The following is a 14,880-nucleotide window of genomic DNA, read 5'->3' as shown; positions in this document are numbered from 1 at the left end:
CTAGAACAGCACCCGGCTGCGGATCGTCCCCGGCACCTGGGCCAGCTTCTCCAGCGCCAGGTCGGAGTAGGCGGCATCGACATCCGTCACCACGTAGCCGACCGCTTCATTGGTCTGCAGGTACTGGGAGGCGATGTTGATGCGGTTGTCGGCGAACACGCGATTGATGTCCGAAAGCACCCCCGGCACGTTGCGGTGGATGTGCAGCAGGCGGTGCTTGCCCGGGTGCGCCGGCAGCGCCACCTCCGGGAAGTTGACCGACGAGGTCGAGGTGCCGTTGTCACTGTACTTGACCAGCTTCTCCGCCACCTCCAGCCCGATGTTGGCCTGCGCCTCCATGGTGGAGCCGCCGATGTGCGGCGTGAGGATCACGTTGTCCAGCCCCCGCAGCGGCGACTGGAACTCGTCCTTGTTGCTGCGCGGCTCGACCGGGAACACGTCGATCGCGGCGCCGAGCAGTTTCTTCTGCCTGAGCGCCTGCGCCAGGGCCTCGATGTCGACCACCGTGCCGCGCGACGCATTGATCAGGATTGCGCCGGGACGCATGGCCGCGATTTCCTTGGCGCCGATCATCCACTGCGTCGCCGGGGTCTCGGGCACGTGCAGGCTCACGATGTCGCTCTGCAGCAGCAGCTCGTTCAGCGTGCGCACCTGGTGCGCGTTGCCCAGCGGCAGCTTGGTGACGACGTCGTAGAACACCACCTGCATGCCCAGCGCCTCGGCCAGCACCGACAGCTGCGCGCCGATCGACCCGTAGCCGACGATGCCCAGCGTCTTGCCGCGGATCTCGAAGGCGTTCTCGGCCGACTTGAGCCATCCGCCGCGGTGGGCCACGGCGCTTTTCTCGGGAATGCCGCGAAGCAGCAGAATGGCTTCGGCCAGCACCAGTTCGGCGACCGAGCGGGTGTTGGAGTAAGGGGCGTTGAAGACAGCCACGCCGTGCTCGCGCGCGGCCTCCAGGTCGATCTGGTTGGTGCCGATGCAGAAGGCGCCGACCGCCACCAGCTTCTGCGCGGCCGCGAAGACCTCGGCCGTCAGCTGAGTGCGCGAGCGGATGCCGAGGAAATGCACGTCGGCGATGCGCCGCCTGAGTTCCTCCTCCGGCAGGGCGCCGGACAGCGTTTCCACATTGTCGTAGCCCGCTGCGCGCAGCACCTCGACCGCTGATGGGTGAATGCCTTCGAGCAGAAGGAACTTGATCTTGCTCTTGTCGAGGGAGGTCTTGCTCATACGCTTCGTGGGATATCGTGGCGCCCGGGCACACCTGCAAAAGGGAGGGCGATGCTAGCATGGTGCAACGCAGCAAGAAGCTGCCGCGCCGCGGGCGTCCGAGGCGCGAAAAGGGTTTCCCCGGCTGGAGAGGTCTCCCATGCGTGCGACAAAATGTGACGCAGCCGTGTCATACACGCGGCCTAGCATCCGCGCTTTTGTGTTTCCCTCCCGAGGAGTTTTCATGCGATTCAAGACGTTTGCCGTTGCATCGGCATTGGCGGCAACGGTCTCGGTCCCGGCCATGGCCCAGACCGAAATTCAGTGGTGGCATTCGATGAGCGGCCCGCTCGGCGAATGGGTCAACGACCTCGCCAAGCAATACAACGCCAGCCAGAAGGACTACAAGGTCGTGCCCACCTACAAAGGCCAGTACGACGAGTCGATGACCGCTGCCATCGCCGCCTTCCGTGCCGGCAATGCGCCGGACATCCTGCAGGTGTTCGAAGTGGGCACCGCCACCATGATGGCCTCCAAGACCGCCATCAAGCCGGTGGGCGAAGTGATGAGCGCGGGCGGCGCCAAGTTCGACCCGAGCGTGTACGTGCCCGCCGTGGCCGGCTACTACACGGCGCCCAACGGCCAGATGCTGAGCTTCCCCTTCAACAGCTCGACCACCATCTTCTATTACAACAAGGATGCCTTCAAGGCCGCCGGGCTCGACCCCGAGAAGGCGCCGACCACCTGGCCCGAGGTGATCGCCGCCGCCGACAAGCTCAAGGCGAGCGGCCACAAGTGCCCCTTCACCACCAGCTGGATGAGCTGGACCCAGCTCGAGAGCTTCTCGGCCTGGCACAACACGCTGTACGCGACACAGAACAACGGCTTCGGCGGCACCGCGGCGCGTCTGGCGTTCAACTCGCCGCTGCACGTCAAGCATTTCGAGAACCTGGCCAAGATGGCCAAGGACGGCACCTTCGTCTACAAGGGCCGCAACAACACGCCCGACGCCGCCTTCCCATCGGGCGAGTGCGCGATGATGACCGGCTCCTCGGGGCTGTACGCACGCGTGGCCAAGGACGCCAAGTTCAAGTACGGAATCTCCACCCTGCCCGTCTACCCCGACGTGAAGGGCGCGCCGCAGAACACCGTCATCGGCGGCGCCAGCCTCTGGGTGATGTCGGGCAAGCCAGCCGACCATTACAAGGGCGTGGCCAGCTTCTTCACCTTCCTGTCGGACACCAAAGTGCAGTCCGACAGCCACAAGCGCACGGGCTACCTGCCGATCACGACCGCAGCGTTCAAGCTGACCGAGGCATCGGGCTTCTACAAGGACAACCCCGGCACCGACGTAGCAGTGACCCAGATGATCCGCAAGACCACCGACAAGTCGCGCGGCATCCGCCTGGGCAACTTCGTGCAGATCCGCACCATCATCGACGAGGAAACCGAGCAGATCTGGAACGGCAAGAAGACGCCCAAGGAAGCCTTGGACGCTGCGGTGAAGCGTGGCGACGAACAGCTCGAGCGCTTCCAGAAGGCGAACAAGAGCTGACGCGCCTGCCCGCTTGGCGGCGAGGTGGCACACCACCCTGCCCTCCACCCGAGCTGGGAGGGCAGCTGCCGGTGAAGCGACGGCCGCAGTAGACTCGCACGCCCGCCCCGATTCGATGACGGGAGCGGGCGTTTTTCATCGAGGCGTTGGAGGGTATGGAGAAACGCGTTCTTTTCCGGTCGGGCTGGCTGCCCTGGCTGCTGATCGCACCGCAGATGGCGGTGATCCTGGTGTTCTTTTTCTGGCCCGCCAGCCAGGCAATCCTCCAGTCCCTGCAGGCGGAGGATGCCTTCGGCACCTCCGTCACCTTCGTGGGGCTGGAGAACTTCAAGACACTTTTCGGCGACCCGGCCTATGTCGAGTCCTTCAAGGTCACCGCCATCTTCTCGGTGCTGGTAGCCGGCATCGGCATCGCGCTGTCGCTGATGCTGGCGATCTTCGCGGACCGCATGATGCGCGGCGCGCTGGTCTACAAGACCTTCCTCATCATCCCCTACGCCGTGGCCCCGGCCATCGCGGGCGTGCTGTGGGTGTTCATGTTCTCGCCCAGCATCGGCGTGGTGTCGTACTTCCTGCGCCACCTGGGCTTCGACTGGAACCACCTGCTCAACTCCAACCATGCCCTCACGCTGATCGTGGTGGCGGCCGTCTGGAAGCAGATCTCCTACAACTTCCTGTTCTTCCTGGCCGGCCTGCAGTCCATCCCGAAGGCGCTGATCGAGGCCGCAGCCATCGACGGCGCCGGGCCGCTGCGGCGCTTCTTCACCATCCAGTTCCCGCTGCTGTCACCCACCACGTTCTTCCTGCTGGTGATCAACGTGGTCTACGCCTTCTTCGACACCTTCGCCATCGTGCACGCGACGACCGAAGGCGGCCCGGGGCGCGACACGGCGATCCTGGTCTACAAGGTCTGGCACGACGGCTTCAAGGCGCTGGACCTGGGCGGCTCGGCCGCGCAGTCGGTGGTGCTGATGGCGATCGTCGTGGCGCTCACGGTGATCCAGTTCCGCTACGTCGAAAAGAAGGTCCAGTACTGATGATCCGTTCCCTTTCCCCGATCCGGAGGCCGCGCCATGGTTGAACGCCGCCCGGGCCTCGACATCCTGTCGCACGTGGTGCTGCTGCTGGGCATCGCCATCGTGGCCTTCCCCATCTACCTGGCCTTCGTCGCCTCCACGCACACCCGCGAAGAGATCCTGCGCGTGCCCATGCCCATCGTGCCGGGCTCGCACATGATCGAGAACTACACCTCGGCGCTGATGGGCGCCGACACGCAGGGCGCGCGGGTGGTCGTCGGCCGCATGATGTGGATCAGCCTGGTCACGGCGCTGGTCATCAGCATCGGCAAGATCGCGATCTCGCTGCTGTCGGCCTTCGCCATCGTCTACTTCCGCTTCCCGTTCAAGAAGATCGTGTTCTGGATGATCTTCGTGACGCTGATGCTGCCGGTGGAGGTGCGCATCCTGCCCACCTACAAGGTGCTGGCCGACCTCAACATGCTCAACACCTACGCGGGCCTGACGGTGCCGCTGATCGCCTCGGCCACCGCCACCTTCCTGTTCCGGCAGTTCTTCCTGAGCGTGCCGGACGAACTGGTGGAGGCGGCGCGCATCGACGGCGCAGGGCCGATGCGCTTCTTCAAGGACATTCTGGTGCCCTTGTCTCAGACCTCGATCGCGGCCCTGTTCGTCATCCAGTTCATCTACGGCTGGAACCAGTACCTGTGGCCCTTGCTGGCCACGACCAGCGAGGACATGTACCCGGTGGTGATCGGCATCAAGCGCATGATCGCCTCGGGCGACGCCGCGGTCGACTGGAACCTGGTCATGGCCACGGCCATCCTGGCACTGGTGCCGCCGGCCATCGTGGTGGTGCTGATGCAACGCTGGTTCGTCAAGGGTCTGGTGGACACCGAGAAGTAGAGCAACCCAAAGAAGAACGAAAAGAACAACGAAGGACCCGGAAAAGAAAGAACCATGTCTGCCATTTCATTTCGCAACGTCATCAAGCGCTACGGCAAGGGCGCCAAAACCAACCAGGTCATTCACGGCGTCTCTGCCGAGATCGAGGCAGGTGAATTCGTCGTGATCGTCGGCCCGTCGGGCTGCGGCAAGTCCACGCTGCTGCGCATGGTGGCCGGCCTCGAGGAGATCAGTGCCGGCGAGATCGCCATCGGCAACCGGGTGGTCAACAACATCGAGCCGGCCCAGCGCGACATCGCCATGGTGTTCCAGAACTACGCGCTCTATCCGCACATGAGCGTGTTCCAGAACATGGCCTACGGCCTGAAGATCGCCAAGGTGCCGGTCGACGAAATCAAGGCCCGGGTCGACAAGGCGGCCAGGATCCTCGAACTCGGGCACCTGCTGGAGCGCAAACCACGCGAGCTTTCCGGCGGCCAGCGCCAGCGCGTGGCCATGGGGCGGGCGATCGTGCGCCAGCCGCTGGTCTTCCTGTTCGACGAGCCGCTGTCCAACCTCGACGCCAAGCTGCGCGCGCAGACGCGGCTCGAAATCCAGAAGCTGCACCGCGAGCTGGGCATCACCTCGCTGTTCGTCACCCACGACCAGGTCGAGGCCATGACGCTGGCGCAACGCATCATCGTGATGAATGCCGGCGTGATGGACCAGTTCGGCACGCCGGAAGAGGTCTATGCGCGGCCCGCCACCACCTTCGTGGCCGGCTTCATCGGCTCGCCGCCCATGAACCTGCTCAAGCACGCTCCGGGCGTGCGGCCGGGCACCATCCTCGGCATCCGCCCCGAGCACCTCATGCTCGACACCGACGGCTGGACGGTGCAGGTCGAATACGTGGAACTGCTCGGCGCCGAGCGCCTGATCTACGGCCGCGTGGGCGACGAGCAACTCGTCGTGCGCGCCGACGAGAGCCAGCCCGCCCCCGTGGCCGGCGACACGGTGAAGATCGGCGCCCGCCAGGACAAGCTGCACTGGTTCGACGCGGGCTCAGGGAAGCGCGCGGCATGAGCGCCGCCCGGCCGCCCGAAGACGCTCGCCCCTTCCTTCAGGAGGGGGTACGCGAAGTACACGAAGTGGCGAGCCTGGGGGAGCTTGCATGAAGCCCTGGCCCTACCCCTTCTGGATCGCCCACCGCGGCGCCGGCCGGCTGGCGCCCGAGAACACGCTGGCAGCCTTCCGCCTGGGCGCCGGGCACGGCTACCGCATGTTCGAGTGCGACGCCAAGATCAGCGCCGACGGCGTGCCCTTCCTGTTGCACGACACCACGCTGGAGCGCACCAGCAACGGCCAGGGCATCGCGGGCGAACACGCCTGGGCCGCGCTCAGCCAGCTCGACGCCGGCGCCTGGCATTCGCGCCGGTACGCGGGCGAGCCGCTGCCGACGCTGGAGGCGCTGATCCGCTTCTGCCTGGCGAACCGCTGCCTGCTCGACATCGAGATCAAGCCCACGCCGGGCACGGACCGCCACACCGGCGAGGTGGTGGCCGACCTGGCCGCCAGGCTGTGGGACGACGCACCGCTGCCGCCGCCCGTGCTGACTTCTTTTTCGGTCAAGGCGCTCGAAGGCGCCAGGGCCGCGCAGCCCTCGCTGCCGCGCGGCCTGCTGCTCGACACGCTGCGGGATGACTGGCTCGACACGGCCTTGAGGCTGGAATGCACGGCGGTGGTCTGCAACTACGCCCTGTGGAGCGCGGCGAACGTGGCCCAGGTGCATGCCGCCGGCCTGCGCGCGCTGAGCTACACGGTCAACGATGAATCGGTGGTCCGCTGGCTGGAAAGGCTGGGCACCGACGGCGTCGTCACCGACCGGGTCGACCGCTTCAGCCCCGGCTGAAGCCGCGCTGCCAGCCGCAGCAGCGCCCTTTTATGATCCCGCCATGAGTCGCATGGCCCTTGCGAAACGCACGCCGCATCCACGAGCGGAGGCAGTCTGATGCATTGGGCGTCCCGTCTCGCCGCCCTGGTGCTGGCCGCCGCCCTCGGCTGCTCCGCCTTCGCGCAAGGGGCTGGGGGGACCGCCGCCGGCGCGCCCGAACCGACCGTGGCCGAACTGCGCAACCGGCTCGACCGCATTCCCTCGGCGGTGGACACCAATGCGGAAGTGGCCGACCAGATCGCGCAGATCAACGCCATCGCCGCCCAGGCCGACAAGTTCGTTGCCTCGCGCACAGGCCGGCTCAACGACCTCAATGCGCGCCTGGGCGAACTCGGCAACCCGCCCCCGGCGGGCACCGCACCGGAAGACCCGGACATCACGCGCCAGCGCGCCGCCCTGCAGAAGGAGCGCAACGCGCTCGACGCCGACATCCGCCTGGCCCGGCTGATCACGGTCGACGCCCAGCAGCGCGGCAGCGAGATGATCGCCAAGCGCCGCCAGCTCTTCGAGGCCCAGCTCACGGAGCGCGCACCCTCGCCGCTGGGGCGCCAGTTCTGGTTCGAGATCGCCGACGCCTGGCCCGAGGACGTGGACCGCCTGGCCGGCCTGCGCGACGAGATCGTCGCCGGCGTCGATGCCGCGGCGGACCCGGCGCACCGCGTGTCCGTGCTGGTCAGCCTCGGTGCGGCCCTGCTGCTGGCCCTGCTGGGCAACTGGGCCGCGGAATACGGCCTGGTGAGGCTGGCCGCGCGCGTCCTGCCGCCGGGGCGCCTGCGGCGCTCCCTGCTGGTGATCGCGGTGGTGGCGGTCAACGTGCTGCTGGTCGCGCTGGCTGCGCATGGTGTGTTTTCCACGCTGGACCGCCACGGCATCCTGGGGCCGCAGATCCGCAAGCTGGGCCAGGCGGTGGTGCAGTCCATCATCTTCATCGCCTTCGTGGTGGCCCTGGGCCGCGCCCTGCTGTCCATCCGGCGGCCCTCGTGGCGGCTGCCGCCCATCCCCGACGGCATGGCCCGGCGGCTGGCGCCCTTCCCCTGGTTGACGGCCGTGATCGCGGTGCTGGTGTGGGTGCCGAGCCAGGTCAACGCGATCGTGGACGCCAGCTTCGCCGCGGTGGTGGCGACGCACGTGGTGACCGCGCTGGCGCTGACGGCACTGATCGGCACCATGCTGCTGCGCCTGCACGAGCCCGCCGGCGGCGCAGCCGCCGTGGCCACGGCGGCGGACGGCACGCAGCCGCCGGCCGAGCCGGAGCGCCCGCTGTGGGTCAGTTTCCTGCTCAGCGCGGTCGCGCTGGCGGTGGTCGTCATCTGGGTCCTGGTGGGCCTGGGCTACGTCGCCCTGGCCAGCTTCCTGGCCAACCAGCTGACCTGGACCGGCATCGTCGCCTCGGCCTTCTACCTGCTCTTCAAGTTCGCGGACGACCTGTTCATGGCCACGGTGTCCTCGAAGAGCAACTTCGGCCAGAAGCTGCAGAAGAGCTTCGGCTTCGCGCCGCGCACCCTGGACCAGGCGGCGGTGGCGCTTTCGGGCCTGGCCCGGGTCGCCCTGTTTTTCTACATGCTGATCGCGCTGGCCACGCCGCTGGGCACCGGACCGGACGAAGTGTTCCAGCGCAGCGGCCAGTTCGGCACCGGCCTGAAGGTCGGCGAGTTCACACTGGTGCCTGGGGCGATCTTCGCGGCGGTGGCGGTGCTGGCGACGGGTTTCCTCGCGCTGCGCGTGTTCAAGAAATGGCTGGAGTTGCGCTACCTGCCGCAGACGGCACTCGAACCCGGCATGCAGAGTTCCATCACCACGCTGCTGGGCTACGTGGGCGGCGTGGTGGTGATCGCGATCGCGCTGTCGGCGCTGGGCATCGGCATCGAGCGCATCGCCTGGGTGGCGAGCGCGCTGTCGGTGGGCATCGGCTTCGGCCTGCAGGCGATCGTGCAGAACTTCATCTCGGGCCTGATCCTGCTGGCCGAGCGGCCGGTCAAGGTGGGCGACTGGGTGGTCCTGGGCACGGCCGAGGGCGACGTGCGCCGCATCAACGTGCGGGCGACCGAGATCCAGTTGGCCGACCGTTCCACGCTGATCGTGCCGAACTCGGAATTCATCACCAAGACCGTGCGCAACATGACGCTGGCCAATGCGGAGGGCCGCGTGCTGATCCGGCTGCCGATGCCGCTGACCACCGACGCCAGGCGCGCGCGTGAACTGATGCTCGCCGCCTGCGCCGATCACGCAGGCGTGCTGGAGGCCCCGGCGCCCTCGGTGTCGCTGGAGGGCATCGAGAACGGCATGCTGATCCTGCAGGCCATCGCCTTCGTCCAGAGCCCGCGCCTGGCCGGGGGCGTGCGCAGCGACCTGCTGTTCGACATCCTGGACCGCTTCAAGGAGGCCGCGCTGCCGCTGGCGTCGCCGGTGACGGTGGTGTCGCAGACGGAAGGCGTGGTGCCGCCGCCTCCGCCTGCCTCGCCGCTGCCGGTCTGAGGTGCTGGGCCCCTTGCGTCAGTTGCGTCAGTTGCGTCAGTTGCGTCAGTTGCGTCAGTTGCGCCAGCCGCGCAGCAGCCACCACTGCACGCTGCCGCAGACGGCCACCAGCGCGGCATAGGTGGCGATCCGCCCGTCGCGGCCGAAGTAGGCCAAGCCCGCCACCAGCACCACCAGCCCCGCCAGGAAGTTGATGCCCAACTGCTTCCACAGGCTGACCGCCCTGCTGCGCGCATGCATCGCCAGACGGAACGACAGCGCCAGCAGCAGCGCGACGAAGAAGGCCGGCGCCGCGAAGTTCAGAAGATGGATCAGGACATCGAGCGCGGACATGGCATGCGGGGGGCGGGGGCGGTAGGCACGAAACGCGCAGCAGGCGCGGGGCGTCCCCAGGGGTCATGCGAAAGGGAAGGACGCGGGGACGGCGGCAAATTTTATAATCCCCGGTTATGTCAGTCTGGGCCCTTGGCTTGAATCACACGACCGCGCCGCTCGATCTGCGCGGTCGTTTCGCGTTCGCGATCGATCAGATCGGCCCCACCCTGCAAAGCCTGCGCAGCTCCTTCGGCACCCACCGGCACCCCGAGGTGGAAGCCGCGATCATCTCGACCTGCAACCGCACCGAGATCTACTGCGCCGCCGACCGTCCGGCTCTGGAGCACACGCTGGATTGGCTGGCCCAGAGCGGCGGCGTCGCGCCGGCCCTGCTGCGCTCGCATGCCTACCAACTGCATGACGACAAAGCGGCGCGCCATGCCTTCCGCGTGGCCAGCGGGCTGGACTCCATGGTGCTGGGGGAGGCCCAGATCCTCGGCCAGATGAAGGACGCGGTGCGCGCCGCCGAGACCGTCGGCTCGCTCGGCAGCACGCTCAACCAGCTCTTCCAGCGCTCCTTCGCAGTGGCCAAGGAAGTGCGCACCGCCACCGAGATCGGTGCGCATTCCATCAGTATGGCGGCGGCGGCGGTGCGCCTGGCCGCGCAGCTCTTCGAAGACCTGAAGCAGACCCGCGTGCTTTTCGTCGGCGCGGGCGAAATGATCGACCTGGCGGCCACGCATTTCGCGGCCAGGCAACCGCGCTCGATCGTCATCGCCAACCGGACCCTGGAGCGCGGCGAGAAGCTGGCGTCCCGCTTCGGCGGCGAGGCGATGCGCCTGGCCGAGTTGCCGGGGCGGCTGGCGGAGTTCGACATCGTGGTCAGTTGCACCGCCAGCACGCTGCCGCTGATCGGCCTCGGCGCCGTGGAGCGCGCGCTCAAGCTGCGCAAGCACCGCCCGATGTTCATGGTCGACCTGGCGGTGCCGCGCGACATCGAGCCCGAGGTCAAGGCGCTGGAAGACATCTACCTCTACACCGTGGACGACCTGGCCCAGGTGGTGCGGCAGGGCCATGCCAACCGCCAGGCGGCGGTGGCCGAGGCCGAGGTGATCATCGATGCCGGCGTGCGCAGCTTCATGCACTGGCTGGACCAGCGCGGCGCCGTGCCGCTGATCCAGCAGCTCAACGCCCAGGCCGACGAGTGGCGCGCCATGGAAATGGCCCGCGCGCGCAAGCTGCTCGCCAGGGGCGAATCGGTCGAGGTGGTCCTGGAAGCCCTGTCGCGCGGGCTGACCCAGAAGATGCTGCATGGCGCCATGGCCGAGTTGCATGCCGGCGACGCCACCGCGCGCGAACACACGGCGCAGGCCATCTCGCGGCTGTTCCTGCGCAAAGAGCGTTAGCGGCGCCCGGCGCTGCCCCGTCGCTTCCCCCCGGCTTGCGCACCGTGCCATCGCACGGTCCCGGGTCTTCCGGTCCTCCGGTCCTCTTTTCCGCCCTTCGGGCGCCCTCCCGTGAAACCCTTTCTGCGTCAACAACTCGAGCGCTACGTGCAACGCCTCGGCGAACTGGACTTCCTGCTCTCGCGCGAGGACATCATGGCCGACATGGCGCAGTACCGCACCATCTCGCGCGAGCATGCCGAGGTGACGCAGGTCGCCGGCCGCTACCAGCGCTTCCTGCAGCGCGAATCCGACCTGGCAGCGGCGCGCGAGATGCTCGACGACCCCGACATGGCCGAGATGGCGCGCGAGGAGATCGCCGGCGCCGAAGCCGAGCTGCTCGAACTGGAGGACGAACTTCAGCGCCTGCTGCTGCCCAAGGACCCGGAGGACGCGCGCAATGCCTTCCTCGAGATCCGCGCCGGCACCGGCGGCGACGAATCGGCGCTCTTCGCCGGCGACCTGTTGCGCATGTACACCCGCCATGCCGAGCGGGTCGGCTGGCGCTGCGAGATCGTCAGCGCCAGCGAGAGCGAGCTGGGCGGCTTCAAGGAGGTGGTGCTGCGGGTGATCGGCGACGAGGTCTTCGGCCGCCTGCGCTTCGAATCCGGCGGCCACCGCGTGCAACGCGTGCCCGCGACCGAGACCCAGGGCCGCATCCACACCAGCGCCTGCACCGTCGCCGTGCTGGCCGAGCCGGACGAGGCGCAGGCCGTGCAGATCAACCCGGCCGACCTGCGCATCGACACCTTCCGCGCCAGCGGTGCCGGCGGACAGCACATCAACAAGACCGATTCGGCGGTGCGTATCACCCATATCCCGACCGGCATCGTGGCCGAGTGCCAGGACGACCGCAGCCAGCACCGCAACAAGGCCAAGGCGCTGCAGGTGCTGTCGGCCCGCATCCAGGAAAAGGAGCGCAGCGAGCGCGCCGCCAAGGACGCGGCGCTGCGCAAAGGCCTGATCGGCAGCGGCGACCGCAGCGACCGCATCCGCACTTACAACTTCCCGCAGGGGCGGCTCACCGACCACCGCATCAACCTGACGCTCTACAAGCTGCAGTCGATCATGGAAGGCGATCTCGGCGAAGTGCTGGACGCGCTGCGCGCGGCACGCGAGGCCGAGCAGTTGGCAGAACTCGAAGCCAGCCTGCCGGCATGAACAGCCGTGGCTTCCAGGCGCCGGACACACCCGCGCAAATGCTCCATGCCGTCGCCGCTCTGGGCGTGGAGCGGCTCGATGCCCAGTTGCTGCTCCTGCATGTGCTGGGCCGCAACTCGGGCGATCGCGCCTGGCTGCTGGCGCACGACGCCGACCCGCTGGACGACGCGGTCTGGGCCCGCTTCTCGGCCCTGTGCGCGCGCCGCATTGCCGGCGAGCCGGTCGCCTACCTGGTGGGCGAGAAGGAGTTCCACGGGCTCGGCCTGCAGGTCGACGCCCGCGTGCTGGTTCCGCGGCCCGACACCGAGACCCTGGTGGAATGGGCCCTGCAATGCCTGCAGGGCCGCACGGCACCCTCGGTGATCGACCTGGGCACCGGCAGCGGTGCGATCGCGCTGGCGATCCGGCACGCGCGCCCCGATGCGAAGGTGACCGCGGTGGACCGCAGCGCCGACGCCCTGGCGGTGGCGCGGGCCAATGCGGATCGGCTCGGTCTGTCCCTGGAGTTCGCCGAGGCCGACTGGCTGGAGGGCGCCGCGTGTGGCCTGGATCTGATCGTCTCCAATCCGCCGTACGTGGCGGCCGGCGACCCCCATCTTGCTGCGCTGCGGCACGAACCGCTGGGCGCGCTGGTGTCCGGACTCGACGGACTGGACGACATCCGCCGCATCGTCGAGACGGCGCCGGCCCATCTGTGCGAAGGCGGCTGGCTGCTGCTGGAGCATGGCTGGGATCAGGGCCCGGCGGTGCGCGGCCTGCTGACTGCGCGCGGCTTTGCCGAAGTCCAAAGCCGCGACGATCTGGCAGGCATCGCGCGTTGCTCGGGCGGGATCTGGCAGGCGGTGAAATAATCCGCCCAACTCATTTTTTGGAGCCTCCCATGTCCGACGTCCAGCAGCGCATCGACGACCTCGTCAAGACCAACGACCTCGTGCTCTTCATGAAGGGCAATGCCAGCTTCCCGATGTGCGGCTTCTCGGGCCGCGCCATCCAGATCCTCAAGGCCGTGGGCGTCGATGCCCGCACGCTGAAGACCGTCAATGTGCTGGAGGACGACGCGATCCGCCAGGGCATCAAGGAATACAGCAACTGGCCCACGATCCCGCAGCTCTACGTCAAGGGCGAATTCGTCGGCGGGTCGGACATCCTGATGGAGATGTACGAATCGGGCGAACTCCAGAAGATGCTCAGCGGCAGCCCGGCATAAAGCTCTCCTCCAGCTTCCCCCGAACAGGCCTGGCTCTGCCGGCCATGGAACTCGCCATGGGTAACGACCACTCCGATCCCGATCATGGCCATGCCGTCTGGAAGCACGACGGCGTGCGGGTGATTCCGGGCAGCCAGCTCGACACCAACACGGCGCAGACGCCGGGCATGAACCGCGCGGCGGCCATCAACTTCGCGCGCGTGGGGGCACAGAAGCTCTGGGCCGGCACGGTGACGATCCATCCCGATGCCAAGACCGGCGCCCATCACCACGGACACCTGGAATCCGTGATCTACGTGGTGCGCGGGCGCGCACGCATGCGCTGGGGCGAGCACCTCGAGTTCACTGCCGAGGCCGGCCCGGGCGACTTCATCTACGTGCCGCCCCACGTGCCGCACCAGGAAATCAACGCCAGCCCGACCGAAGCGCTCGAATGCGTGCTATGCCGCAGCGATGGCGAGGCGGTGGCCGTCAACCTCGACATCGAGCCGGTCGAAAAGCCCGAATCGGTGCTTTGGGTCGACCCGACCCATCCCAAGGGCGGCGTCTGAGCCGCCCGCGCAAAAGCCCCCGAAGCGAGAAAACCTCCGCAAGCGCAGACACCAGGCACGGCTTATGCTGTGCCAAAGTGTTTGATCGGAGGTCTTCATGGATTCACGCCCGTCTCGCGACCTGGTTCCTGCATCCACGCCGCCCTTTCAGTTGCCTGTGGCGCATCTGCGCAGCGTGTTCCGCACGCACGATGTCGAGCGCAAGCTCGCCAAGCTCCCCGAACGCGACCACGAAAACCTTCGCACCACCTACGAGCGCATGCTGGAGCGCGGGCCCGAGCGCTTCCAGGTCAAGCCCAGCGGCATTCCCGAGATGTCGGCGCTCTACGCCGAACTGCCCAATTTCACCGAGGTCCTGGACGAAGTCCGCCGCCACGTCGCACTGGCCCAGGACAGCCGCGACGGACTCGAGGTGACACCTATGCTGCTGCTGGGCCCGCCCGGCATCGGCAAGACCCACTTTGCGCGGCGGCTGGCGGAGCTGCTGGGCACCGGCATGTCGCTGGTCTCCATGAGCTCCATGACGGCCGGCTGGCTGCTCTCGGGCGCTTCCTCGCAATGGAAGGGCGCCAAGCCTGGCAAGGTCTTCGAGGCGCTGGTCGACGGCCAGTACGCCAACCCGGTGATGGTGATCGACGAAATCGACAAGGCCGGCAACGACACCCAGTACGACCCGCTCGGTGCGCTCTACGGTTTGCTGGAGCATGACACCGCCCATGCCTTCGTCGACGAGTTCGCCGAAGTGCCGATCGACGCCAGCCAGGTGATCTGGGTCACGACAGCCAACGACGCGCGCGGCATCCCCGAGCCCATCCTCAACCGGATGAATGTGTTCGAGGTCGATGCACCCTCCCCCGAGGCGGCGCGGCAGATCGCGGCGCAGCTCTACGCCTCGATCCGCAAGGCCCACGACTGGGGCCGGCTGCTGGCCGAGGAGGCCCTGCCCGACGTGCTGGACCATCTGGCCACGCTGGCGCCGCGCGAAATGCGGCGTGCGCTGATGACCGGCTTCGGCAATGCCCGGCTGGCCGGGCGCGACGAGGTGCGGGTGGAGGATCTCCCGCGCCCCGGCCCGGGCCGCAGCCGGATCGGCTTCGTCCAGTAGCCGAG

Annotated in this window: 14 protein-coding genes; 12 read left to right on the top strand and 2 right to left on the bottom strand. The window is 67.8% G+C overall.

Annotated elements, in window-relative coordinates:
- Positions 1–1,230 carry a phosphoglycerate dehydrogenase gene (serA, locus tag ABEA07_RS11350; RefSeq protein WP_345537896.1) on the bottom strand — a complete coding sequence of 410 codons (1,230 nt, stop codon included), beginning with the start codon at positions 1,228–1,230 and terminating at the stop codon, positions 1–3.
- Between the two features lie 223 nt (positions 1,231–1,453).
- Between serA and ugpB the strand changes: the two genes are divergently transcribed.
- From ugpB to ABEA07_RS11320, 6 genes are all read left to right on the top strand, one after another.
- Positions 1,454–2,764, top strand: coding sequence for a sn-glycerol-3-phosphate ABC transporter substrate-binding protein UgpB (ugpB, locus tag ABEA07_RS11345; protein WP_345537895.1), 1,311 nt, complete (start codon positions 1,454–1,456; stop codon positions 2,762–2,764).
- 155 nt (positions 2,765–2,919) lie between these two features.
- Entirely contained in the window at positions 2,920–3,801 is an 882-nt protein-coding gene (gene ugpA / locus ABEA07_RS11340) for a sn-glycerol-3-phosphate ABC transporter permease UgpA (protein ID WP_345537894.1), read from the top strand.
- A 36-nt stretch (positions 3,802–3,837) separates the two neighbouring features.
- The gene (gene ugpE, locus ABEA07_RS11335) at positions 3,838–4,686 is read left to right on the top strand and encodes a sn-glycerol-3-phosphate ABC transporter permease UgpE (protein ID WP_345537893.1); all 849 of its coding nucleotides are present in this window, start codon (positions 3,838–3,840) and stop codon (positions 4,684–4,686) included.
- Positions 4,687–4,740: 54 nt separating this feature from the next.
- On the top strand, positions 4,741–5,748 hold the full coding sequence (ugpC, locus tag ABEA07_RS11330; protein WP_345537892.1) for a sn-glycerol-3-phosphate ABC transporter ATP-binding protein UgpC: 1,008 nt from the start codon (positions 4,741–4,743) through the stop codon (positions 5,746–5,748).
- Between the two features lie 88 nt (positions 5,749–5,836).
- Positions 5,837–6,574 (top strand): glycerophosphodiester phosphodiesterase, encoded by a 738-nt coding sequence (gene ugpQ / locus ABEA07_RS11325; RefSeq protein WP_345537891.1) that lies wholly within the window; start codon positions 5,837–5,839, stop codon positions 6,572–6,574.
- A 99-nt stretch (positions 6,575–6,673) separates the two neighbouring features.
- A complete protein-coding gene (locus tag ABEA07_RS11320; RefSeq protein WP_345537890.1) occupies positions 6,674–9,091 on the top strand; it encodes a DUF3772 domain-containing protein in 2,418 nt (805 codons plus the stop codon).
- A gap of 54 nt (positions 9,092–9,145) precedes the next feature.
- Here the strand turns inward: ABEA07_RS11320 and ABEA07_RS11315 are convergent, their stop codons facing one another.
- The gene (locus ABEA07_RS11315; RefSeq protein ID WP_345537889.1) at positions 9,146–9,424 is read right to left on the bottom strand and encodes a VOC family protein; all 279 of its coding nucleotides are present in this window, start codon (positions 9,422–9,424) and stop codon (positions 9,146–9,148) included.
- A 116-nt stretch (positions 9,425–9,540) separates the two neighbouring features.
- Here ABEA07_RS11315 and hemA point away from each other — a divergent pair, with 116 nt between their 5' ends.
- The 6 genes from hemA (at position 9,541) to ABEA07_RS11285 (ending at position 14,875) form a co-directional block, all read left to right on the top strand.
- The gene (hemA, locus tag ABEA07_RS11310; RefSeq protein ID WP_345537888.1) at positions 9,541–10,812 is read left to right on the top strand and encodes a glutamyl-tRNA reductase; all 1,272 of its coding nucleotides are present in this window, start codon (positions 9,541–9,543) and stop codon (positions 10,810–10,812) included.
- Between the two features lie 111 nt (positions 10,813–10,923).
- Entirely contained in the window at positions 10,924–12,012 is a 1,089-nt protein-coding gene (gene prfA / locus ABEA07_RS11305) for a peptide chain release factor 1 (RefSeq protein WP_345537887.1), read from the top strand.
- A complete protein-coding gene (gene prmC, locus ABEA07_RS11300) occupies positions 12,009–12,863 on the top strand; it encodes a peptide chain release factor N(5)-glutamine methyltransferase (RefSeq protein WP_345537886.1) in 855 nt (284 codons plus the stop codon). Before prfA ends, prmC begins: the two co-directional genes overlap by 4 nt.
- Before the next feature lie 29 nt (positions 12,864–12,892).
- Positions 12,893–13,219 (top strand): Grx4 family monothiol glutaredoxin, encoded by a 327-nt coding sequence (gene grxD / locus ABEA07_RS11295; protein WP_345537885.1) that lies wholly within the window; start codon positions 12,893–12,895, stop codon positions 13,217–13,219.
- 56 nt (positions 13,220–13,275) lie between these two features.
- Positions 13,276–13,770: a cupin domain-containing protein gene (locus ABEA07_RS11290; RefSeq protein ID WP_345537884.1), complete on the top strand. Its 495-nt coding sequence runs from the start codon at positions 13,276–13,278 to the stop codon at positions 13,768–13,770.
- A 97-nt stretch (positions 13,771–13,867) separates the two neighbouring features.
- Complete coding sequence (locus ABEA07_RS11285; protein WP_345537883.1) at positions 13,868–14,875, top strand: AAA family ATPase; 1,008 nt, start codon at positions 13,868–13,870, stop codon at positions 14,873–14,875.
- The last annotated feature ends 5 nt before the right edge of the window (positions 14,876–14,880 follow it).

The sequence above is a fragment of the Variovorax defluvii genome (assembly GCF_039541515.1).
Taxonomy (GTDB): domain Bacteria; phylum Pseudomonadota; class Gammaproteobacteria; order Burkholderiales; family Burkholderiaceae_C; genus Variovorax; species Variovorax defluvii.
Note: the sequence above shows the minus strand (reverse complement) of the source record. Positions and strands in the feature narration are given on the sequence as shown.

What these genes read in the sequence shown, in the direction of transcription:
- ugpE (WP_345537893.1), top strand. Translation starts at nt 3,838, where the DNA reads ATGGTTGAACGCCGCCCGGGCCTCGACATCCTGTCGCACGTGGTGCTG.
- ABEA07_RS11285 (WP_345537883.1), top strand. Translation starts at nt 13,868, where the DNA reads ATGGATTCACGCCCGTCTCGCGACCTGGTTCCTGCATCCACGCCGCCC.
- ABEA07_RS11315 (WP_345537889.1), bottom strand. Translation starts at nt 9,424, where the DNA reads ATGTCCGCGCTCGATGTCCTGATCCATCTTCTGAACTTCGCGGCGCCG.
- grxD (WP_345537885.1), top strand. Translation starts at nt 12,893, where the DNA reads ATGTCCGACGTCCAGCAGCGCATCGACGACCTCGTCAAGACCAACGAC.
- ABEA07_RS11290 (WP_345537884.1), top strand. Translation starts at nt 13,276, where the DNA reads ATGGGTAACGACCACTCCGATCCCGATCATGGCCATGCCGTCTGGAAG.
- hemA (WP_345537888.1), top strand. Translation starts at nt 9,541, where the DNA reads ATGTCAGTCTGGGCCCTTGGCTTGAATCACACGACCGCGCCGCTCGAT.
- serA (WP_345537896.1), bottom strand. Translation starts at nt 1,230, where the DNA reads ATGAGCAAGACCTCCCTCGACAAGAGCAAGATCAAGTTCCTTCTGCTC.
- ugpC (WP_345537892.1), top strand. Translation starts at nt 4,741, where the DNA reads ATGTCTGCCATTTCATTTCGCAACGTCATCAAGCGCTACGGCAAGGGC.
- prmC (WP_345537886.1), top strand. Translation starts at nt 12,009, where the DNA reads ATGAACAGCCGTGGCTTCCAGGCGCCGGACACACCCGCGCAAATGCTC.
- ugpA (WP_345537894.1), top strand. Translation starts at nt 2,920, where the DNA reads ATGGAGAAACGCGTTCTTTTCCGGTCGGGCTGGCTGCCCTGGCTGCTG.
- ugpQ (WP_345537891.1), top strand. Translation starts at nt 5,837, where the DNA reads ATGAAGCCCTGGCCCTACCCCTTCTGGATCGCCCACCGCGGCGCCGGC.
- ugpB (WP_345537895.1), top strand. Translation starts at nt 1,454, where the DNA reads ATGCGATTCAAGACGTTTGCCGTTGCATCGGCATTGGCGGCAACGGTC.
- ABEA07_RS11320 (WP_345537890.1), top strand. Translation starts at nt 6,674, where the DNA reads ATGCATTGGGCGTCCCGTCTCGCCGCCCTGGTGCTGGCCGCCGCCCTC.